Source organism: Acidovorax sp. NO-1, from assembly GCF_000238595.1.
GTDB lineage: Bacteria > Pseudomonadota > Gammaproteobacteria > Burkholderiales > Burkholderiaceae_C > Acidovorax.
Window position 1 is genome coordinate 20,680 of record NZ_AGTS01000100.1, and the last position, 18,513, is coordinate 39,192.

General features: G+C 65.5%; 16 protein-coding genes. 5 read left to right on the plus strand and 11 right to left on the minus strand.

Annotated elements, in window-relative coordinates; all coding sequences use genetic code 11:
• Positions 1-16 precede the first annotated feature (16 nt).
• From KYG_RS15950 to surE, 3 genes are read right to left on the minus strand one after another with little or no spacing between them, the layout of a single operon-like run.
• Positions 17-934, minus strand: a complete 918-nt coding sequence (locus KYG_RS15950) for a peptidoglycan DD-metalloendopeptidase family protein (protein ID WP_008905958.1) — start codon at positions 932-934, stop codon at positions 17-19.
• A 12-nt stretch (positions 935-946) separates the two neighbouring features.
• Complete coding sequence (locus tag KYG_RS15955; RefSeq protein ID WP_008905959.1) at positions 947-1,717, minus strand: protein-L-isoaspartate(D-aspartate) O-methyltransferase; 771 nt, start codon at positions 1,715-1,717, stop codon at positions 947-949.
• Positions 1,717-2,505 (minus strand): 5'/3'-nucleotidase SurE, encoded by a 789-nt coding sequence (gene surE, locus KYG_RS15960; RefSeq protein WP_008905960.1) that lies wholly within the window; start codon positions 2,503-2,505, stop codon positions 1,717-1,719. The genes KYG_RS15955 and surE overlap by 1 nt, the downstream gene beginning before the upstream one ends.
• Positions 2,506-2,643: 138 nt before the next feature.
• Here surE and KYG_RS15965 point away from each other — a divergent pair, with 138 nt between their 5' ends.
• The 3 genes from KYG_RS15965 (at position 2,644) to KYG_RS15975 (ending at position 7,306) form a co-directional block, all read left to right on the plus strand.
• Complete coding sequence (locus KYG_RS15965; RefSeq protein WP_008905961.1) at positions 2,644-3,618, plus strand: NADPH:quinone oxidoreductase family protein; 975 nt, start codon at positions 2,644-2,646, stop codon at positions 3,616-3,618.
• 104 nt (positions 3,619-3,722) lie between these two features.
• On the plus strand, positions 3,723-5,264 hold the full coding sequence (locus tag KYG_RS15970) for a GGDEF domain-containing protein (protein ID WP_008905962.1): 1,542 nt from the start codon (positions 3,723-3,725) through the stop codon (positions 5,262-5,264).
• A gap of 197 nt (positions 5,265-5,461) precedes the next feature.
• Positions 5,462-7,306, plus strand: coding sequence for a gamma-glutamyltransferase family protein (locus KYG_RS15975; protein WP_008905963.1), 1,845 nt, complete (start codon positions 5,462-5,464; stop codon positions 7,304-7,306).
• Between the two features lie 102 nt (positions 7,307-7,408).
• Here KYG_RS15975 and KYG_RS15980 read toward each other — a convergent pair whose 3' ends face one another.
• The 3 genes from KYG_RS15980 to KYG_RS15990 form a co-directional block, all read right to left on the minus strand.
• On the minus strand, positions 7,409-7,825 hold the full coding sequence (locus tag KYG_RS15980; RefSeq protein WP_008905964.1) for a hypothetical protein: 417 nt from the start codon (positions 7,823-7,825) through the stop codon (positions 7,409-7,411).
• A gap of 273 nt (positions 7,826-8,098) precedes the next feature.
• Entirely contained in the window at positions 8,099-8,296 is a 198-nt protein-coding gene (locus KYG_RS15985; RefSeq protein ID WP_008905965.1) for a hypothetical protein, read from the minus strand.
• Positions 8,297-8,357: 61 nt separating this feature from the next.
• Positions 8,358-8,696, minus strand: a complete 339-nt coding sequence (locus KYG_RS15990) for a DUF6572 domain-containing protein (RefSeq protein ID WP_034694981.1) — start codon at positions 8,694-8,696, stop codon at positions 8,358-8,360.
• A gap of 149 nt (positions 8,697-8,845) precedes the next feature.
• Between KYG_RS15990 and KYG_RS15995 the strand changes: the two genes are divergently transcribed.
• On the plus strand, positions 8,846-9,853 hold the full coding sequence (locus KYG_RS15995; protein WP_008905967.1) for an integron integrase: 1,008 nt from the start codon (positions 8,846-8,848) through the stop codon (positions 9,851-9,853).
• Positions 9,854-9,953: 100 nt separating this feature from the next.
• Here KYG_RS15995 and KYG_RS16000 read toward each other — a convergent pair whose 3' ends face one another.
• From KYG_RS16000 to KYG_RS16020, 5 genes are all read right to left on the minus strand, one after another.
• On the minus strand, positions 9,954-10,709 hold the full coding sequence (locus KYG_RS16000; RefSeq protein ID WP_008905968.1) for a sulfite exporter TauE/SafE family protein: 756 nt from the start codon (positions 10,707-10,709) through the stop codon (positions 9,954-9,956).
• A gap of 197 nt (positions 10,710-10,906) precedes the next feature.
• The gene (locus KYG_RS16005) at positions 10,907-11,578 is read right to left on the minus strand and encodes a pyridoxamine 5'-phosphate oxidase family protein (RefSeq protein WP_008905969.1); all 672 of its coding nucleotides are present in this window, start codon (positions 11,576-11,578) and stop codon (positions 10,907-10,909) included.
• 117 nt (positions 11,579-11,695) lie between these two features.
• Positions 11,696-13,342, minus strand: a complete 1,647-nt coding sequence (locus tag KYG_RS16010) for an acyl-CoA synthetase (protein ID WP_008905970.1) — start codon at positions 13,340-13,342, stop codon at positions 11,696-11,698.
• A gap of 116 nt (positions 13,343-13,458) precedes the next feature.
• Positions 13,459-15,132, minus strand: a complete 1,674-nt coding sequence (locus tag KYG_RS16015) for a diguanylate cyclase domain-containing protein (protein WP_008905971.1) — start codon at positions 15,130-15,132, stop codon at positions 13,459-13,461.
• Positions 15,133-15,135: 3 nt separating this feature from the next.
• A complete protein-coding gene (locus KYG_RS16020) occupies positions 15,136-16,242 on the minus strand; it encodes a PotD/PotF family extracellular solute-binding protein (protein ID WP_008905972.1) in 1,107 nt (368 codons plus the stop codon).
• A 53-nt stretch (positions 16,243-16,295) separates the two neighbouring features.
• On the opposite strand from KYG_RS16020, the gene dnaG reads away from it, so the two are divergent.
• Entirely contained in the window at positions 16,296-18,311 is a 2,016-nt protein-coding gene (gene dnaG / locus KYG_RS16025) for a DNA primase (protein ID WP_008905973.1), read from the plus strand.
• Positions 18,312-18,513: the final 202 nt, after the last annotated feature.

The window sequence follows — 18,513 nt, forward strand, 5'->3', positions numbered from 1 at the left end:
TGAGCCTCAGGGGATATCAACGGGCAGGCAAATAGCGAGAGGGGTCGACAGGCTTGCCGTGCCGCCGGATCTCGAAGTGCAGCTTGACGCGGTCGGCATCCGTACTGCCCATTTCGGCAATTTTCTGCCCCTTGCGCACAGCTTGGTCCTCTTTGACCAGCAAGGTCTGGTTGTGGGCGTATGCCGTCAAAAACGTATTGTTGTGCTTGAGGATCACGAGGTTGCCATACCCTCGCAGGCCGGCTCCGGCGTACACGACACGCCCATCCGCAGCCGCAAGAACAGGGTCTCCTGCCTTGCCCGCAATGTCGTACCCCTTGTTGCGCGCCTCATCAAATCCTGCAATCAGCGCACCGGGGGCAGGCCAGATGAAGGCCATGTCATCTTCGGCCGCCGCAGGCGGCGTTGCCGGGGTGGTGGGGGCGACGGCCACCACCGCGCCAGAGGCCGCCGACGCCGCAGGCTTTGTGGCACTTGCGGGCGTGACAGGGGTGCTTGCAGGAGCCGCTGGAGTCACTGTGGACGATGTCACAGGGCGCGTCACGACCCCGGTGTCCGAGGCCACGGCCTGCGAGGCCGGTGCGGGCGGCGCAACCCGCAGCACCTGCCCGACCTCGATGAGGTTGGCGTTGTCCAGATTGTTCCAGCGCGCAATGTCTTTCCAGCTCTGACCGGTTTCCAAGCCGATGCGAATCAGGGTATCTCCCGGCTTGACCGTGTAGTACCCCGCTTTGCCTGCATTTTCAGCGCCCGGAAGGGGCTTGACAGGGGCACCGACCACCACGCCCGGCTGTGCAGCGGGGTTGGCTGGAGAGGACGAGGATGTGCCCCGATCTTCCACTGGAGCCTTGTTCAGCCGGGTACCACAGCCGGTGAGCACCAGCCCCGCCAGTGCCACGGCAAACCCAACCACAAGACCACGCGATACGAACATAAGCAATTTCCTTTACGCAATCCCCGATTTTAGGGGTACAAAATGGACCGGTTCGAGCACGTTTTGTTTCAATCCGTGCGGTGTTCTGTCGATGACCAGCAACATCTGCTGCCCGCCCGCAAGGGCCATCGGTGCTACCAGACGCCCGCCCACGGCCAGCTGGTCGCACCAGGCCGGGGGCACGGCGTCTCCACCCGCCGCGGCGATGATCGCAGCATAGGGTGCGCCCTGGGCGTATCCCAACATGCCATCCCCCAAAAGCAAATGGACATTGGCCAGCCGAAACGGGCGCAGATTCTGTCTCGCCTTGTCGTGCAGCCCGCGCAGGCGCTCCACGGTATAGACCTCGCGCGCCAGAAAGCTGAGCACCGCCGCCTGGTAACCGCAGCCGGTACCGATCTCCAGCACCCGGCCCAAACCCCCGGCACGCGCAATCTCTGCTCCCAACAGCAGCTCGCACATGCGGGCAACAACATTGGGTTTGGAAATGGTCTGGCCCAGGCCAATGGGCAAACTGGTGTCTTCATAAGCCTGGTTGACCAGGGCACTGTCTACAAAACGGTGTCGCTCCACCCTGCCCATGGCTTGCAGCACGGCTGGCGACGTGATGCCTCCGGCGGCGAGTTTTTGCACCATGCGGGCGCGCACGGCGGCTGAATCCAGCCCCACCCCCACCGGGGTTGGCGCAGCAGGGCTGCGCACTGCGGGTGCTGGCGGTGCAGTGCGGGCGGGCACAGCACCTGATCCCGGCAAGCGGGCCGGAAACCCGGGGCGGCGCTGCATCAGGCTGTGGGGGCGCCAGCCGCCCCAGCCACAAGCCGGGACGCCGTTTGCGCCCAATAGCCCAGGTTGTCATGGTCGGTCAGGTCCACCTTCAGGGGCGTGATGGACACATGGCCCTGCGCCGTGGCATGGAAATCCGTGCCTTCCGCATCGTCTTTGGCCGCCCCGGCGCCACCAATCCAGTACATCGCCTCACCCCGGGGGCTTTCCTGCACGATCACACGCTCGGCCGCATGGCGGCGCCCCAGGCGGCACAGCTTGATGGGCTGTAGTGCCGCAAGCGGCATATTGGGAATGTTCACGTTCAGCAGCCAGGGTGTATCGGTCACCAGGTTTTGGGCGCGCATCTGCGCCACGATCTCCCGTGCCTTGGCCGCTGCGGCCTCGATCTCGCCCCAGCCTTTGTCCACCTGCGAGAAGGCAATGGCCGGAATGCCAAACAGAAAGCCCTCCATGGCCGCGCCCACCGTGCCCGAATAGATGGTGTCGTCGCCCATGTTCGCGCCATTGTTGATGCCCGACACCACCAGATCGGGCCGGTAGCCCAGCAGCCCCGTCAGGGCGATGTGCACACAGTCGGCCGGCGTTCCGTTCACATAACGGAAGCCGTTGTGCGCCTTGTGCACATACAGCGGCGAGTGCAGGGTCAGCGCATTGGACTTGGCGCTGTTGTTGTGCTCGGGTGCGACCACTTCCACCTCCACCCCGTCAAGGGATTTCAGGGCATCGTGCAGCGCCACGATGCCGGGGGCCTGGTAGCCGTCGTCGTTGGATATCAGAATTTTCATGGGTTGCGGTAGAGCTTGCAACGGATTGTAGGTGGGGCCTCCACGTGCCGTGTGCAGCCCATATCCGTCGCTCTTGGGACACGGCGCTGCCTGCAGCCCCGCCTATCATGCAACCCACACTGACAGGAGACTTTTCCCATGCACGCTTGGCTTTGCACCAACCCCACCGGCGTTGACGCCCTGGCCTGGACCGAATTGCCCACGCCCACGCCCAAGGCGGGCGAGGTGCTGATCGAGATCAAGGCGGCCAGCCTGAACTTCCCCGATCTGCTGATCGTGCAGAACAAGTACCAGATGAAGCCGCCCCTGCCATTCGTTCCGGGCTCGGAATATGCCGGCGTGGTGGCGGCCGTGGGCGAAGGCGTCACGCACCTCAAGGTCGGCCAGAACGTGGCCTGCCTGTCGGGCACCGGCGGCTTTGGTACCCACACCATCGCCCCGGCAGCCCTGTGCATGCCGCTGCCTGACGGCTTTTCGCATGTTGATGCCGCCGCGTTCATCATGATCTACGCCACCTCACACCATGCCCTCGTAGACCGCGCGCAGCTCAAGGCGGGCGAGACCGTACTGGTGCTGGGCGCCGCCGGGGGCGTGGGCACGGCGGCCATCCAGATTGCCAAGGCCATGGGGGCCCGCGTGATTGCAGCAGCATCGAGCGACGAAAAGTGCGCGCTGTGCACCTCCATCGGCGCCGACGCCACCATCAACTACAGCAAGGACAACCTGCGCGACGCCATCAAGGCGCTTACCGACGGCAAGGGCCCCGACGTGATCTATGACCCTGTGGGCGGCGACTTTGCCGAGCCCGCCTTCCGCTCCATTGCCTGGCGCGGGCGCTACCTGGTGGTGGGGTTCGCTTCCGGCCCCATCCCGGCCCTGCCCTTCAACCTGGCGCTGCTCAAGGGTGCGTCCATCGTGGGCGTGTTCTGGGGCGACTTTGCCAAGCGCGAGCCCAAGGCCAATGCCGCCATGATGGGCGAGCTGGCGCAGTGGTATGCGCAGGGCAAGATCAAGCCCGTGATCGACCGCACCATGCCCATGGCCGAGCTGCCCGCCGCCTACGCGCACATGGGTTCGCGGGGGGTGATGGGCAAGCTCGTCATGGTGAACTGATCCCCGTCCTGCCAGTCTGTGGATTTGGCGGGACCTCCCCTCGGCAAACCGGCCGCTGTGTCACACTCGCAACTCCTGCCTCCCCCTGACACTGGTGTCCGCACATGGCCGACCGACCACCTTCCGACATCGCGCGCGAGACGCTCAAACAGCTGGCGGCCCGCCGTCTGCCCCCCACGCCCGACAACTATCTGGCGCTGTACGATGAAATCGCCGGAAGCCGCAGCGTGCAGCCGTTTCCGGAAGGCCCGCTCAGCCAGATCCTGCGCGTGCTGCCGGGGCAGACCCCCGCGCAGAAGCGCCTTCTGGGCCAGTTTGAACGTGCCGTCAGCCAGAAAGACTGGACTTCGCTTCAAAGCGTGCTGGTGGGCTATGCCAACCTGGGGCTGAGCCCTGCTGCCGCCGCGGCGGCCCCCGTAGAAACCCCGCCCGACCCCCGCACCAGCCCTGGCGTGCTGCCGGACGAGTTTGCGCAGATGCTGGCCCGCCTGATCGACAACACCCTGCCCGCGCTGGGCGAAGACGACGCCCGCGTGATCGAGATGGCGCAAAAGCTCATCGCGTTTCTGAAGGAGCCTGCGCCGCCCATCTCTACCGTCCAGCTCATGCTGGGCAACTTCACCTACCGGCTGTCATTTGCCACCGAGGAGCAGGCCTCCATACGCGCCGGCCTGCTGGAGCTGCTGCACATGGTGTTCGAGAACATCGCCGTGCTCAGCACCGAAGACCGCTGGCTGCAAGGCCAGGCCGAGGCGTTGATGGCCGCCTCCACCCCGCCCCTCACGCTGCGCCGCCTGGACGACGTGCAGCGGCGCCTGAAAGACGTGATCTTCAAGCAGACCGAGGCCAAGGCGCGCACTGTGGAAGCGCAGGAGCAGATGAAGGACATGCTGGCCACCTTCATCGACCGCCTTGCCGCCATCACGGCGTCCAGCTCCAGCTACCAGGGCACGATGGCGCGGTGTGCCGACCTGATCGGCAAGGCCAACACGCTGGAAGAAATCGCGCCCGTGCTGCAAGAGGTCATGTCGGCCACCCGCGCGATGGCGCTGGACAGCCGTGTAGCCCACGACGAACTGCAGGACCTGCGCGAGCGCACAGAAGCCAAACGCGCCGAAGTCGCCCGGCTGCAGGAAGAACTCGACCGCGCCAGCGCCCAGGCGCGGCATGACCCGCTGACCGGTTCGCTCAACCGCAAGGGCCTCGATGAAGCCATGGAGCGCGAAATCGCGCGTGCACGCCGCCTGGGCTCGCCCCTGTGCCTGGCCCTGCTCGACGTGGACAACTTCAAGACCATCAACGACCGCCTGGGCCACTCGGGCGGAGACGCCGCCCTGGTGCACCTGGCGCAGGTCACGCGCGAAGTGATGCGGCCGCAGGATTTGCTGGCACGGTACGGCGGCGAAGAATTCGTGCTGGTGCTGCCCGACACCCTGGCCGCCAGCGGCGTGACCGCCATGACACGCCTTCAGCGCGAACTCACCACACGGTTCTTCCTGCAAGGCACTGAAAAAGTGCTCATCACCTTCAGCGCCGGCGTGGCCCAGTTGCACGACAACGAAAGCAGCGCCGACGCCATCATCCGCGCCGACAAGGCCATGTACCTTGCCAAGCGCTCGGGCAAGAACCGTGTGATGGCAGCCTGAAGCCGGGGCGCACCGAGGCGCAGGGTGCACGCTTCGGGCCAATTGCTACTAAATTTATAGCTGCTCGCGCTTACCAGTTAAGCGCTGGAGGCCAAAATCATTAAAATTTTCTGCCCTGTAGCCTGATGTAACGCCCTTCTGCGCTACCCCCAAGGCACCGTACGATGCCCACTACTTCTCGCACCCAAGGAAACGCCATGCCCCAAGCCTTCTCGCCCAGCCCGCTCAGTTCGCCCCGCCTGGGCCGCAAACTGCTCGCCACCGCCGCCCTGGCCGCCGTGGCAGCGCTCGCGGGCTGCGCCAGCGCCCCCTCGCAGTTCGCCTACACCGTGCCCGCCCAACCCGAGGGTTCATCGGGCTACACCGAAAAACCCGGCTGGGCCACCGAGAAGTTCGCCGTGGCCGCCGCCAACCCGCTGGCCACCGACGCGGGCTACCAGGTCCTCAAGGCCGGTGGCTCAGCCATCGACGCTGCCATCGCCGTGCAGATGGTGCTGACGCTCGTAGAGCCCCAGTCCAGCGGCATCGGCGGCGGCGCCTTCCTGCTGCACAGCACCGGCAAGACCGTAGAGGCCTATGACGGCCGCGAGACCGCCCCCGCCGCTGCCGACGAAAAACTGTTCCTGGGCGCCGATGGGAAACCCGTGCCGTTCTACGACGGTGTGGTGGGCGGCCGATCGGTGGGCGTGCCCGGCACCGTGCGCATGCTGGAGATGGCGCACAAGCAGCACGGCAAGCTACCCTGGGCCAGCCTGTTCCAGCCCGCCATCACCCTGGCCGAAGGCGGCTTCAAGGTCAGCGCACGGCTGAATACTTTGGTGAAGGCCGACGCCCACCTCAAGAAAGACCCCGTCGCCGCCGCCTACTTCTACAAGCCCGATGGCGACGCACGCGACGTGGGCTTCAACCTGCGCAACCCCGAGCTGGCCGCCGTGCTGCGCCGTATCGCCGCCGAAGGCAGCAAGGCCCTGCACGAAGGCGAGATCGCCCAGGCCATCGTCGACAAGGTGCAAAAACACCCCACCAATCCCGGCAAGCTCAGCATGGCCGACCTGGCGGGCTACCAGCCCAAAAAGCGCGAAGCCCTGTGCCACGACTACCAGGTGCAGGCCAAAGACTTCCGCGTGTGCGGCTTCCCGCCGCCCAGCTCAGGCGCCATTGCCATCGGGCAGATCCTGGGCATCCTGAAAAACACCGACGCCGCCGCCAAGCCCCTGCAAGACGGCATTCCATCGGCCGACTGGCTGCACCTGTACACCGAGGCCGCCCGCCTGGCCTTTGCCGACCGCGCCCTCTACGTGGCCGACCCCGACTTTGTGCAGGCCCCCGGCGGCAGCTGGAGCAGCCTGATCGCCCCCGCCTACCTGGCCGAACGCGCCAAACTCATCGGCACGCAAAGCATGAAAGTCGCCCAGCCCGGCAACCCGGCCGCCGTGAAGACCGGCTACGCCCCCATGCCCGACCAGCCCGAGTACGGCACCAGCCACATCAGCATCGTCGATGCCTTTGGCAACGCCGTGGCCATGACCACCACCATCGAAGACGCCTTTGGTGCCCGCCAGATGGTCAAAGGCTTTTTGCTGAACAACGAACTCACCGACTTCAGCTTTGCCCCCAACGACGCGCAAGGCCAGCCCATTGCCAACCGCGTGCAGCCCGGCAAGCGCCCCCGCTCCTCGATGGCGCCCACGCTGGTGTTCGACAAGGCCACGGGTGAACTCCTGATGAGCGGCGGCAGCCCCGGCGGCGCAGCCATCATCCACTACACCGCCAAGACGTTGTACGGCGTCTTCAACTGGGGCCTGATGCCCCAGCAGGCCATCAACCTGCCCAACTTCGGCTCGATGAACGGCCCCACGCTGCTGGAAGAAAAGCGCTTCCCGCCCGCCACGGTGGAAGCCCTGCGCGCCCGCGGTGCCGAGGTGCGCGAGATGAACATGACGAGCGGCCTGCAGGCCATCACCCTGGGCAACGCGCATGGCAAGAAACTGTGGATGGGTGGGGCCGACCCGCGGCGTGAAGGGGTGGTGATGGGGGATTGAAGGAGTGGGCCGGGCAATGCTTCGGCCTCCTTCATCCCTTTGAGACCGTTCACGCTGAGCCTGTCGACGCGCCGCGCAATGCTTCGACAGGCTCAGGCTGAACTACACAAGATCAATGCCATGGTCCGCACACCACTGGCGAAGGCGAGACTCGGTGGCAGACCGCTCAAATTCAAACCACGCGGCCAGCTGACCTCTGCATTCCAGAAACTCCTTGAAGCGTGCGTACGCGCCGCGCCGGCGAAAGAAACCCCGGACGGTTTCCGCATCGTTTTGAAGGTACTTTTCCGAAAACTCCATCGCCAGGTCCCAGCCCAGGTCCAGCTCGCGCTTTCCCGGCAGTGCCAGGTAGGGGCCGGTTTCAATATCCTCCGGCAGCTCTTGGTCCAACTCCAAGTCGCCGGAAACGATATGCACGGTCCCGCGCTCCAGGCTGACGAACGCCTGCGTGTCCATCAGATCGGCGAGGGCGCAGAACTCATAGCCATCCAGGATTTCACTGAACTTTGCGGTGGTCATGCCGGAGGCAATCCTGTAAAACAGTTGGACACCCGTAGAGACCGCCGACTGCGCATCCCAGCCCAAAACTCACATTCCAACTGGCGTGAAGAACTTGCCATCAATGATGGTATGTACTGCCGCCGCAGAGCACCAGGAAAAAAAAGCATTCTTAACGAGGCGTAGAAATCCTCAGTGAACTCACCGCGCAATACGGACAGCCACTCGGGCTGAAACCAGTATCCAAGCGCCACTGGGCCGACCTGTTAAGGCTAAGCCAGAAAAAACGGTGGCTCATTTCTTCTTGTCCGCGCGAAAGCGCCACTCCCACAGCAGGCCCCCGACCGCGCCGATGCCGACGAGCCAGGCGCCCGCTGAAACCGTGTCCGTACCGGCAGGCGCAAGTAAATGAAATAGCACCGCGAGCGCCACTGCACCGACCACGCCAACGAGAACCGCCGGAGCAACTATTAGCGCGAAGAGCTCTTCCATGCCTGAGCCTTAAGGTTGAAGTCGAGCCGGGCTCGAAGGGCATCGGTACTCGAACGGCATGTTAGGCGGCATCCTCAGCGTAGCCGTCCAGTGGGCGGAAGCGAAACGCAAAGCCAGCACCTTCCACTGCGCACTGCGCCTTGACGAGAAATTCCAGCGCTGCCGCGTCGGGCCTATAGCGAACCAGCACGTCGATGACAAAGTCGCGTCCCTTGGCATTCGGGTAACTCACGTAAACCTCTCCAGATTCGAGGAACGCCAAGTAGGTGTTTAGTTTCGCCTGTAGCACTACGAGGTGCTCGCCGTCCCAAGGCAAATGATCCGATACCGTGAGATGGACCTTGCCTGATGCCCGGTCGATGCCTATTGCATCAATCGAAGAATGTTGCTCGACGCTCAACGAATGCCGCCTAACGTAATTTAGACCGCAAAACCTGCGGGATAAACTGGACCTTGCGGGATATTCTGGACACGGGAACCTCCTGAAAGTGGCTTGCAGCTTGAGGTGGCGGCCGATACACTGTGTAAAAACACAGGTATAAAAATTCCATGAAACCCGGCACGCCTGACTTGCGCTCCCCCCGCCTTCTGGATCAGGTCCGGGAGCGCATTCGCTACCTTCACTATAGCCTCAGCACCGAAAAGGCTTATCTGCACTGGGTGCGTTTTTTCATCCGTTGGCACGGGCGTGGCGGGGTCATGCGGCACCCGCGCGACATGGGGGCGGCCGAGGTCGAAGCGTTCCTCACGATGTTGGCAACAGAACGGCACGTGTCTGCCTCTACCCACAACCAAGCACTCAGCGCGGTCCTTTTTCTCTATCGCGAAGTATTGGGCGTCGATTTGCCCTGGCTGGAGGGCGTAAACCGCCCCGCCCAGAAGCGGCGCATTCCCAGCGTTTTGACGCGGGATGAGGTCGCTGCCTTGTTTCAGTTTCTGGATGCAGACATGCGTTTGCTGGCGCAATTGCTGTATGGCACAGGCATGCGGCTGATGGAGGGGCTTCGCCTGCGCGTCAAGGATGTGGATTTTGACCGCCATGTGATCATCGTCCGGGAGGCCAAGGGCAACAAAGACCGGGTCGTCATGCTGCCGCGCACCCTGGGGCCCACGCTGCGCTCGCAGCTGCTGCACGCGCGAGGCGTGTGGGAACAGGACCGGCAGGCGCAGCGCGGTGGTGTGCAAACGCCGCATGCGCTGGAGCTAAAGTACCCCCAGGTGGGACACACATGGGGCTGGTTCTGGCTGTTTCCCTCACCCACCCTTTCTGTGGACCCACGTTCGGGCGTGCAGCGGCGGCATCACTTGTTTGAGGAGCGGCTGCAGCGGGCCGTCAAGAAGGCGGTAGCCCAGGCCGGTATTTACAAACCCGTGTCTGTGCACACACTGCGCCACAGCTTTGCCACACACCTTCTGCAGTCGGGCACCGACATCCGCACCGTGCAAGAGTTGCTGGGCCACAGCGATGTGTCTACCACCATGATCTACACCCATGTCCTGAAGGTGGCGGCTGGTGGCACGGCCAGTCCGCTGGATTCGATGCAGCACATGAAATGACACGCTGCGTTGGGCACAAACGGAAAAATATTGACCAAATCAGCCTCTAGCTCTTGTCTATCAAGCGCTAGCAGCTATCAATAGGTGAGCATTCTCTCGATCACCCCCACCTTGCCAACAGCTTCGGCACACTCGCCACCAGCATCGCCGCGCCTGACAGCGTGAGCAGCCCCAGCACCACCTGCTTGAACCGCGCCTCGCTGATGCCCAGGTACAGCCGGGCGCCGAGCAGTGACGGCACCAGCATGGCCGGAATCACCAGTGCCAGCAGGGGCAGCGTGGCGCGGGTGATGAGGCCGGTGGAGGCGTAGGTGGCGAAGGTCACCAGCAGCATGGCCAGGTTGAAGTTCTGGATGATGGCGCGCTGCACGTCCTTGTCGAGCCCGCGCAGGGTGCACCACAGCGTGGGCAGCACGCCGGTGAAGCCGCCCAGGCCGCCCATCACACCGCCCGAGAGGCCCACGGCCGCATCCGCCACGCGGCCGCCAGCGGTGATGTGGGGAAGCTGGCGGGCCTGCAGCATGGCCGGGCACCACAGCACCAGCAGCGTGCCCAGCACGAGCTTGAAGGCGTCCATGTTCAGCCGGGGCAGCAAGGCCACACCCAGGGGGATGCCCGCCAAGCCGCCCAGCACAAAAGGGAGCAGGCGGGCTGTGTCAAAGCCGCGCCGCATCGTGGCGGCCGCAACGATCTGCCCGGTGAGTGCACCGCACACGGCCAGCACGGCGGCCAGGCGGGGCTCCAAAGTCCAGGCCCAGAAGGACATGGCCACCATGCTGAAGCCAAAGCCCGACAGGCCTTGCACAAAGCCCGCGGCCGCCGCGCCCAGCACCACCACCCACCATACGCCGTCCATGCGTCCGCCTGTTCTTTTCGTTGGACCAGTTCGGCTCAGAGGCTGAGAGGGAGTCGGGCGTGCCCGAAAGGGTGCGCCAAAGCGCCGCCAGCAAGGCGCAAAGCACAGCCGTAACTCGGGCTATGGCGCGCATTTGCAACGCCGCGGGCGGTGGTTTGGGGCGTCAAGGCGGGCACGACCGATTTCCTCTCAGCCTCTCAGTACAGCGAGGCCTGCTGGCGTGCTGGCAGTTCGCGGTCGTAGGTTTCGCCGTCAAAACTGCCGTGCGTGATGGACGCGAGCAGCGCGCCTGGCGTGGGCACGGGCCGGGGCGTGCCAGGCGGAACGGAGTCCCACAAGCCGGACCGCTGGATGGCGCGCGCGCACTGGAAGTACACCGATTCGGCTTTGATCACCAGCACGCATTGGGGCGGCTTACCGTTGACCACAAAGCGCGCCCGCAGATCGGGCGCCACACTGATGTGCGCGCGGCCGTTCACCCGCAGGGTTTCGCCCACGCCGGGTATGAGGAAGAGCAGCGCCACACGCGGGTCGGTGAGGATGTTGCGCAGGCTGTCGGCGCGGTGGTTACCGCGGCGTTCGGGCAGCAGCAGGGTTTGGTCGTCGTCCAGCACCTGCACAAAGCCAGCCGGGTCGCCGCGCGGTGATGCGTCCAGCCCGCCGGGGCCCTGGGTGGCCAGCACGGCAAAGGGGGATGCCTCGATCATGGCGCGGTAGCCGGGGTGCACGCGGGGCAGCTCCTTGGCAACTGCGGCTTCGCTGGGCGTGCCCAGCAGGGATTCGAGCTGCCCAAGGGTGTGGATGGTGTGTTCGCTGTCCGCAGACAGAGCGGCGGGGTTCAGGGGCGCGGGTGCAGTCATGCCCTGCATCGTGCCGTGCCTTGGGCGGGCTGGCAAGCTGCGCAGTGTGTGCTCTTAAATACTAAGCAAAAATGGCCGCTAGCGCTTAGCCAGCAAGCGCTGGCAGCTATCATTTTTGCAAGTTCATCACAGGTCGATAGCCGCCGCCGAGCCCGCCTGCTTGCGCAACTCGAACTTCTGGATCTTGCCGGTGCTGGTCTTGGGCAGCTCGCCAAACACCACCGCGCGGGGCACCTTGAAGCCCGCGAGGTGCTTCTTGCAGTGGGCCACGATGTCTTCGGGTGTGGTCTGCGCACCGGCCTTCAGCTCCACAAACGCGCAGGGTGTCTCGCCCCACTTGGCATCGGGCTTGGCCACCACGGCGGCGGCCAGCACGTCAGGGTGGCGGTAGAGCACGTCTTCCACCTCGATGGACGAGATGTTCTCGCCGCCCGAGATGATGATGTCCTTGCTACGGTCCTTGATCTTGATGTAGCCGTCGGGGTACTGCACGGCCAGGTCGCCGCTGTGGAACCAGCCGCCCGCAAAGGCCTCTTCCGTCGCCTTGGGGTTCTTCAGGTAGCCCTTCATGGCGATGTTGCCCTTGAACATGATCTCGCCCATGGTTTCGCCGTCCTGCGGCACGGGCAGCATGGTCTCGGGGTCGAGCACGCGCACGTCGCGCTCCAGGTGGTAGCGCACGCCCTGGCGGGCGTTGAGGCGGGCGCGCTCGCCGATGTCCAGGCCGTCCCAGGCCTCGTGCTTGGCGCACACCGTGGCCGGGCCGTACACCTCGGTCAGGCCGTACACGTGGGTCAGGTCAAACCCCATCTTTTCCATGCCCTCGATCATCGAGGCCGGCGGCGCGGCGCCCGCCACCATGGCCTTGACGCCTGCGGGGATGCCCGCCTTCATCGCATCGGGCGCGTTGACCAGCAGGCCGTGCACGATGGGCGCGCCGCAGTAGTGCGTGACGCCGTGGTTGCGGATGGCGTCGAAGATAGCTTGTGCGTCCACGCGGCGCAGGCACACGTTGACGCCAGCACGCGCTGCGATGGTCCAGGGAAAGCACCAGCCGTTGCAATGGAACATGGGCAGCGTCCACAGGTACACCGCGTGTTTGGGCATGTCCCACTCCAGCACGTTGCTGATGGCGTTGGTGGCGGCGCCCCGGTGGTGGTAGACCACGCCCTTGGGGTTGCCGGTGGTGCCGCTGGTGTAGTTGAGCGCTATCGCATCCCACTCGTCGGCGGGCAGGCTCCAGGCAAAGGCGGCGTCGCCGCTGGCCACAAAGGCGTCGTAGTCGGTGCCGCCCAGGCTTTGCACGGCGGGGCCGTAGAGCGCGTCCTGCACCTCGATCACGCGCAGGGGCGTGGGGGCGGTGCGCAGGGCCAGCGCCTTGGCCAGGGTGCCGCTGAACTCCGGGTCCACGATCACGGCCTTGGCCTCGCCGTGATCCAGCATGAAGGCGATGGCCTCGGGGTCGAGCCGGGTGTTGAGGGTGTTGAGCACGGCGCCCGCCATGGGCACGCCAAAGTGCGCCTCCACCATGGGGGGTGTGTTGGGCAGCATCACGGCCACGGTGTCGTTCTTGCCGATGCCTGCCTTGGTCAGCGCGCTGGCCAGCTGGCGGCAGCGGGCGTAGGTCTGGGCCCAGGTCTGGCGCAGCTCGCCGTGCACGATGGCCAGACGGTCGGGGTAGACCTCGGCCGTGCGTTCGATGAACGACAGGGGCGACAGGGCGGCAAAGTTGGCTTCGTTGCGGGGCAGGTGCTGGTCAAAGATGGAGGTCATGGGTCAGTGCAAGAAGATCAGGCAATAAGGTGAACAAGCGACAGCCTAGCGCCACTGGCTGACATGGAGGCAACACCGGCCAACCTGTGTGAAACCGCAGCGCCAATGGGGGCAGCTCATGCCTTGTCCTGCCGGCGGCTTTGCTTGATGCGGTACATGGCCGCGTCTGCGCTGGTCATCAGTGTGCGCGCATCCTGCGCGTCGCGCGGGAACAGGCTCAGGCCGATGCTGGCGCGCACGGGCAGGGGCCGGCCCTCAATGTCCAGCGGCAGCATGAACGCGTGCTGCAGCTTGGTCACGATCTGCAGCGCTGCTTGTTCGGAGTCCACGTTTTCGCAGAGCACCGTGAACTCGTCCCCGGCCAGCCGGGCCACGGTGTCCACCTGCCGCACGGCACCCGTGATGGTGCGGGCCACGGCCTGCAGCACCAGGTCGCCCACGGCATGACCGCGCGTGTCGTTGATGGCCTTGAAGTCGTCCAGATCCACAAACAGCAGGGCACAGCTGCGGCCGCTGCGGCGCGACAGCTCCAGCACCTGGGCCAGGCGCTGCTCGAACATGCGGCGGTTGGGCAGGCCGGTGAGCGCGTCGTGGTGCGCCAGGTGGGCCATGGCGTCGCGGCTGGCGTTCAGCTCGGTCATCTGGCGGTGGATCTGCTGCTCCATGTCCTGAAAGCTGCGCGCCAGCTCGCCCACCTCGTCGTCCCGGTGCACGGGCAGCGTGGCGTGCGCGCGCCCCAGCGTGACCGCCTGCGTGGCCTGCACGATGGCCTTGAGGGGCTGCGTGACTGCGCGCGACACCAGCGCTGCCAGCACCACGCCCACCGCACTGAGCACCAGCAGGATCTTGAGGATGCTGTTGCCCAGGCTCACCACCTCGCCCTGCACCGCAGCCAGCGGCTGCGAGAGGCCCACCACCATGAACCGCCCTTCACCTTCACGCCCATACGGCATGCGCACAAAGGAGTAGACGCGGGCTTCCTCGTCATCAGTGCCCGGCTGGCTGAGCACCACTTCCTGCTGGCGGCCATCGATCAGCGCAGCCACGGGCGCAAAGCTTTCCTGGATCAGGATGCGCTGCCCCCGATCAAAGCCAAAGGACTGGTCCGCATCGGGATGCACCAGAAAATCACCCCACCGGTTGCTGAGATAGAAACCGTAGGGCACCGGCAGTGCGGTGTTGAAATCGCGCAAAAACGGCTGCGCCGCCACCCGCAGCACCACCACGCCCCGCACCTGCCCGCCCCGCACCACCGGCGAGGCCATGCTGAACACGGGGATGGGCTCTGCGTCGGCTGCGCCTTCGTGGTTGATGCCGAACTCCGAGACATAGACCTCGCCCGGCGCGAGCGCCAGGGTTTCAAACACAAAGGGGAAATGCGCTTTCTCCTGCAGTTCGTCCTCGCTGGCGCGGATCCACGCGTCGCCCTTGCGGTCAATGCGCACCTGCTCCAGCCCAAAGTCCTGCACGCCAATGAAGCGGATCTGCAGATAGCTGGGATGGGTGACCAGGCTGGCCTTGAACACGTCTGCCAGCGCCGACTTGTCCTGCTCGCTGGCCGCCACGCTGGCCAGAAACGCGGTATCCCGCGCCACGGTGCCAAAGCCGGCCTGCATGTGGCGCGCCAGCACGTGTGTGGTGGCCAGCAGCGCCTGCTCGGCCCGCCCCTGCAGCCGCTCGCGGCTGGAGTCGAAGGTGTAGTAGCCCGCAAGAATGGCCGCAAACACGCTGAACGATGCCAGCAACAGCCCCAGCCGCAGCGCAATGCCCCATTTCACGCGGGTTTTCATGGCTCAGAACCGGTTCGGCCGGTCGCCCGACAGAATGCGCTGCCACAGCTGGGCACGCCGCGCTTCGTCTTCCACGGGCTCCAGCCACACGATGGCGCCGGCCGGGGCATCGGCCGACAGCGCTGGTGGCTCTTCGAGCGTGTTGGCCAGGCCCTGGCGGCGGGTCAGCGCACCACTGACGGCGGGCTCCAGCATGTAGTTGATCCACTCGGCGGCCAGCTCAACCTGGGTGGACTGGCGGGTGATGGCCCAGCAGTCCAGCCAGGCCAGTGCGCCCTCGCGCGGCACCACATAGCCCACATCCAGCCCGGCATCGCGCAGCTGCTTGAGCTGCTGCTGGCCGTAGTTGGCATGCATGACCGCAATGCGGTGCTTGCGAAACAGTTCCAGCGATTCTTCGGGCAGGCTGTAGAACGCACGCACATTGCGGCGCAAGGCCACCAGGTCTTTGGCCAGCGGGCCCAACTGCCCCACCGGGATCTGGAAGGGCGGCACGCCCCGGTACATGGCCGCGAGCGAAAAGCCGTGGCTGCTGCCGATGAACGCCAGCACACGCCCCTGCCAGCGCGGATCCCACAGCACGGCAATGGAGCCCGGAGGCCGGGCAAACTGCCCGCGGTCGTAGATGAGCCCCATCTCGGAATAGGTGTAGGGCATGGCGTAGACATCCGTGCCTTGGGCAATGCCCGCAATGGCGTGCAGTTGCCGAAAGCGCGGCAGCTGGTGCTGGGTGTTGGAGATGTTGTGCAGTGGCAACGGTGTGAGCAGGCGTCGCGCCACCAGCCGTGCGATTTCGGCCGTGTTGGCCGCCACCAGGTCAAAACCGGTGCCCTGCGGATTGGCCAGCTTGGCACGCAGCACGTCGTCAGAGGCCACGGTGGTGATCTCCACCCGCGCCCGGTGGCGCCTCTCGAAGTCGGCCACGATATCCGGGTCGGCATAGCCCGGCCAGGACAGCACACGCAGCACCGGCGCCGCGTGCACCGCTGCGGGCCACAGGGCTGCAGCGGCCAGCGGCAGCAGCACGGCCACGTCCCGGCGCCGCAGCGACCGCCGCACCGAAGTGACCGCCCCATCCACCGCGCACCGTGCCCTGTGTGCCATGCCCATCGCCCCGCTTCTGCAAGATCTGGTTACAAACAGTTTACGCGGACAATAGCGCCGTGACGATCCCTCAGTCTTTCATTCAGGAGCTGCTTGCCCGCGTCGATGTGGTCGACATCGTGGGCCGCTATGTACAGCTCAAGAAAGGCGGCGCCAATCTGATGGGCCTGTGCCCCTTTCACGGCGAAAAATCCCCCTCTTTCAGTGTGAGCCCGGCCAAGCAGTTCTATCACTGCTTTGGCTGTGGAAAAAACGGCAATGCCATCAGCTTCCTGATGGACCATGCGGGCATGGGGTTTGTCGAGGCCGTGCAGGACCTGGCCCAGAGCGTGGGGCTGCAGGTGCCGGACGATGACGTGTCCCCCCTGGAAAAAGAACGCGCCGCCGCTGCCCGCCAGAAGCAGGCCACGCTGACCGACGTGCTGGAAAAAGCCGCTGACGCCTACCGCCGGCACCTGCGTGAGTCGCAGCGGGCCATCGGCTACTTCAAGGGCCGGGGCGTGTCGGGCACTCTCGCCAAGCGCTATGGCCTGGGCTATGCGCCCGAGGGCTGGCGCAGCCTGGCCAGTGTGTTCGCGAGCTACGACGACCCGCTGCTGGAAGAAAGCGGCCTGGTCATCGTGAACGACGAGGATGGCGGCAAGCGCTATGACCGCTTTCGCGACCGGGTGATGTTCCCCATCCGTAACGTGAAGGGCGAATGCATCGGTTTTGGCGGACGTGTGCTGGGCGACGACAAACCCAAGTACCTCAACTCGCCCGAGACTCCCGTGTTCCACAAGGGCCGCGAGCTTTATGGGCTGTTCGAGGCCCGCACCGCCATCCGCGAGGCAGGTTACGCCCTGGTCACCGAAGGCTACATGGACGTGGTGGCACTGGCGCAGCTGGGCTTTCCCAACGCCGTGGCAACGCTGGGCACAGCCTGCACGCCCGAGCACGTGCAAAAGCTGCTGCGCTTCACCGAATCGGTGGTGTTCAGCTTTGATGGTGACGCTGCCGGGCGGCGCGCAGCGCGCAAGGCCCTGGACGGCGCCCTGCACCACGCCACGGACACGCGCAGCATCAAATTTCTCTTTCTACCCGCCGAGCACGATCCAGACAGTTTCATCCGCGCGCACGGCACCGAAGCCTTTGCGCGCCTGGTGGGCGATGCCATGCCGTTGAGCCGCTTCCTGGTCGAGGCGGCCAGCGAGCACTGCGACCTTGGCACGGCAGAAGGCCGCGCCCACATGGCCAGCAACGCCCGGCCTTTGTGGACGGCACTGCCTGACGGCGTGCTCAAGCGCCAGGTGCTCGGCGAGCTGGCGGAACTGACCCAGCTCAAAGCTCAAGACCTGGCCGACCTGTGGGGCCCGGGCCAGGGCCGCGACCAGCCAAGGCCCCCCGGGCCTGGCGGCCGCGGTGCGCAAACGGCGGGCTACCACGCACCATCGCCCTCCGAGGACGTGCCGCCCTGGGCGGGCGCCCCCGGCCCCGACGCATGGAGCACATACGCAGAGGCCCCCTCTTCCGGCTACGCCACGGGCTACAGCAAGCCGCCGTTCCGCAAAGGCACAGGGGACTGGAAAACGGGGACCTGGAAGAAAAAGGACAGAGACGCCCCCTGGCCACCCCAGCCGCGCCTGCCACGCGCGCCCACGGCCAGCCGCGCCGACCACGCCGCGCGCCTGCTGCTGTCGCACATGGCGTTTCTGGAAGAGCTGACGCACGACGATCACGCCACCCTGAGCGCCCAGCCCGCCCCCCACGGCCCGCTGTTTGTCTGGCTGGAGGCGCAGTTTCACGAGTACGGCCCGCTGGCCTGGGCGGTACTGCGCGAGAGCCTGCGCGACCACGAATGCGAGGCGCTGGCCGTGAAGGTGATGACGGGTTCGCACGCGCAGACCGAAGGCGCGCTGCAGGAACTGCGGCTGGAGCTGCGCGACCTGCTCAACCGCATGCAGATCGAGGACATCAAGGAGCAGCAAAAGCTGCTGGTGCTGCAGGTGGCGCAGGATCCAACGGCGCTGGAGCGCTACCGCGCCCTGGAGCAAAAGCGCAACGCCTTGCAGAACGCAGCGGCAAAAGCGGCTTGAAATCTGCGCCAAAGGTATAATGTAGGGTTAGTTATTGGCAAGAGCGACAGCAGCACCTCCGAGCCGGGCCACCGTGACAAACGCGCACAACCGTCCACCCATCGCAAGGACTGCACACCAAATGATCGCCCAGACATCTTGCCGCTGAGGGCCTCCCCTCAAGCGCAAAGCCCTTGTAGCTTTGCGTTGCCACCCGCGCCGG

Coding starts and splice junctions, on each gene's coding strand:
- KYG_RS15950 (WP_008905958.1), bottom strand. CDS start 934: ATGTTCGTATCGCGTGGTCTTGTGGTTGGGTTTGCCGTGGCACTGGCG.
- KYG_RS15955 (WP_008905959.1), bottom strand. CDS start 1,717: ATGCAGCGCCGCCCCGGGTTTCCGGCCCGCTTGCCGGGATCAGGTGCT.
- surE (WP_008905960.1), bottom strand. CDS start 2,505: ATGAAAATTCTGATATCCAACGACGACGGCTACCAGGCCCCCGGCATC.
- KYG_RS15965 (WP_008905961.1), top strand. CDS start 2,644: ATGCACGCTTGGCTTTGCACCAACCCCACCGGCGTTGACGCCCTGGCC.
- KYG_RS15970 (WP_008905962.1), top strand. CDS start 3,723: ATGGCCGACCGACCACCTTCCGACATCGCGCGCGAGACGCTCAAACAG.
- KYG_RS15975 (WP_008905963.1), top strand. CDS start 5,462: ATGCCCCAAGCCTTCTCGCCCAGCCCGCTCAGTTCGCCCCGCCTGGGC.
- KYG_RS15980 (WP_008905964.1), bottom strand. CDS start 7,825: ATGACCACCGCAAAGTTCAGTGAAATCCTGGATGGCTATGAGTTCTGC.
- KYG_RS15985 (WP_008905965.1), bottom strand. CDS start 8,296: ATGGAAGAGCTCTTCGCGCTAATAGTTGCTCCGGCGGTTCTCGTTGGC.
- KYG_RS15995 (WP_008905967.1), top strand. CDS start 8,846: ATGAAACCCGGCACGCCTGACTTGCGCTCCCCCCGCCTTCTGGATCAG.
- KYG_RS16000 (WP_008905968.1), bottom strand. CDS start 10,709: ATGGACGGCGTATGGTGGGTGGTGGTGCTGGGCGCGGCGGCCGCGGGC.
- KYG_RS16005 (WP_008905969.1), bottom strand. CDS start 11,578: ATGCAGGGCATGACTGCACCCGCGCCCCTGAACCCCGCCGCTCTGTCT.
- KYG_RS16010 (WP_008905970.1), bottom strand. CDS start 13,342: ATGACCTCCATCTTTGACCAGCACCTGCCCCGCAACGAAGCCAACTTT.
- KYG_RS16015 (WP_008905971.1), bottom strand. CDS start 15,132: ATGAAAACCCGCGTGAAATGGGGCATTGCGCTGCGGCTGGGGCTGTTG.
- KYG_RS16020 (WP_008905972.1), bottom strand. CDS start 16,242: ATGGGCATGGCACACAGGGCACGGTGCGCGGTGGATGGGGCGGTCACT.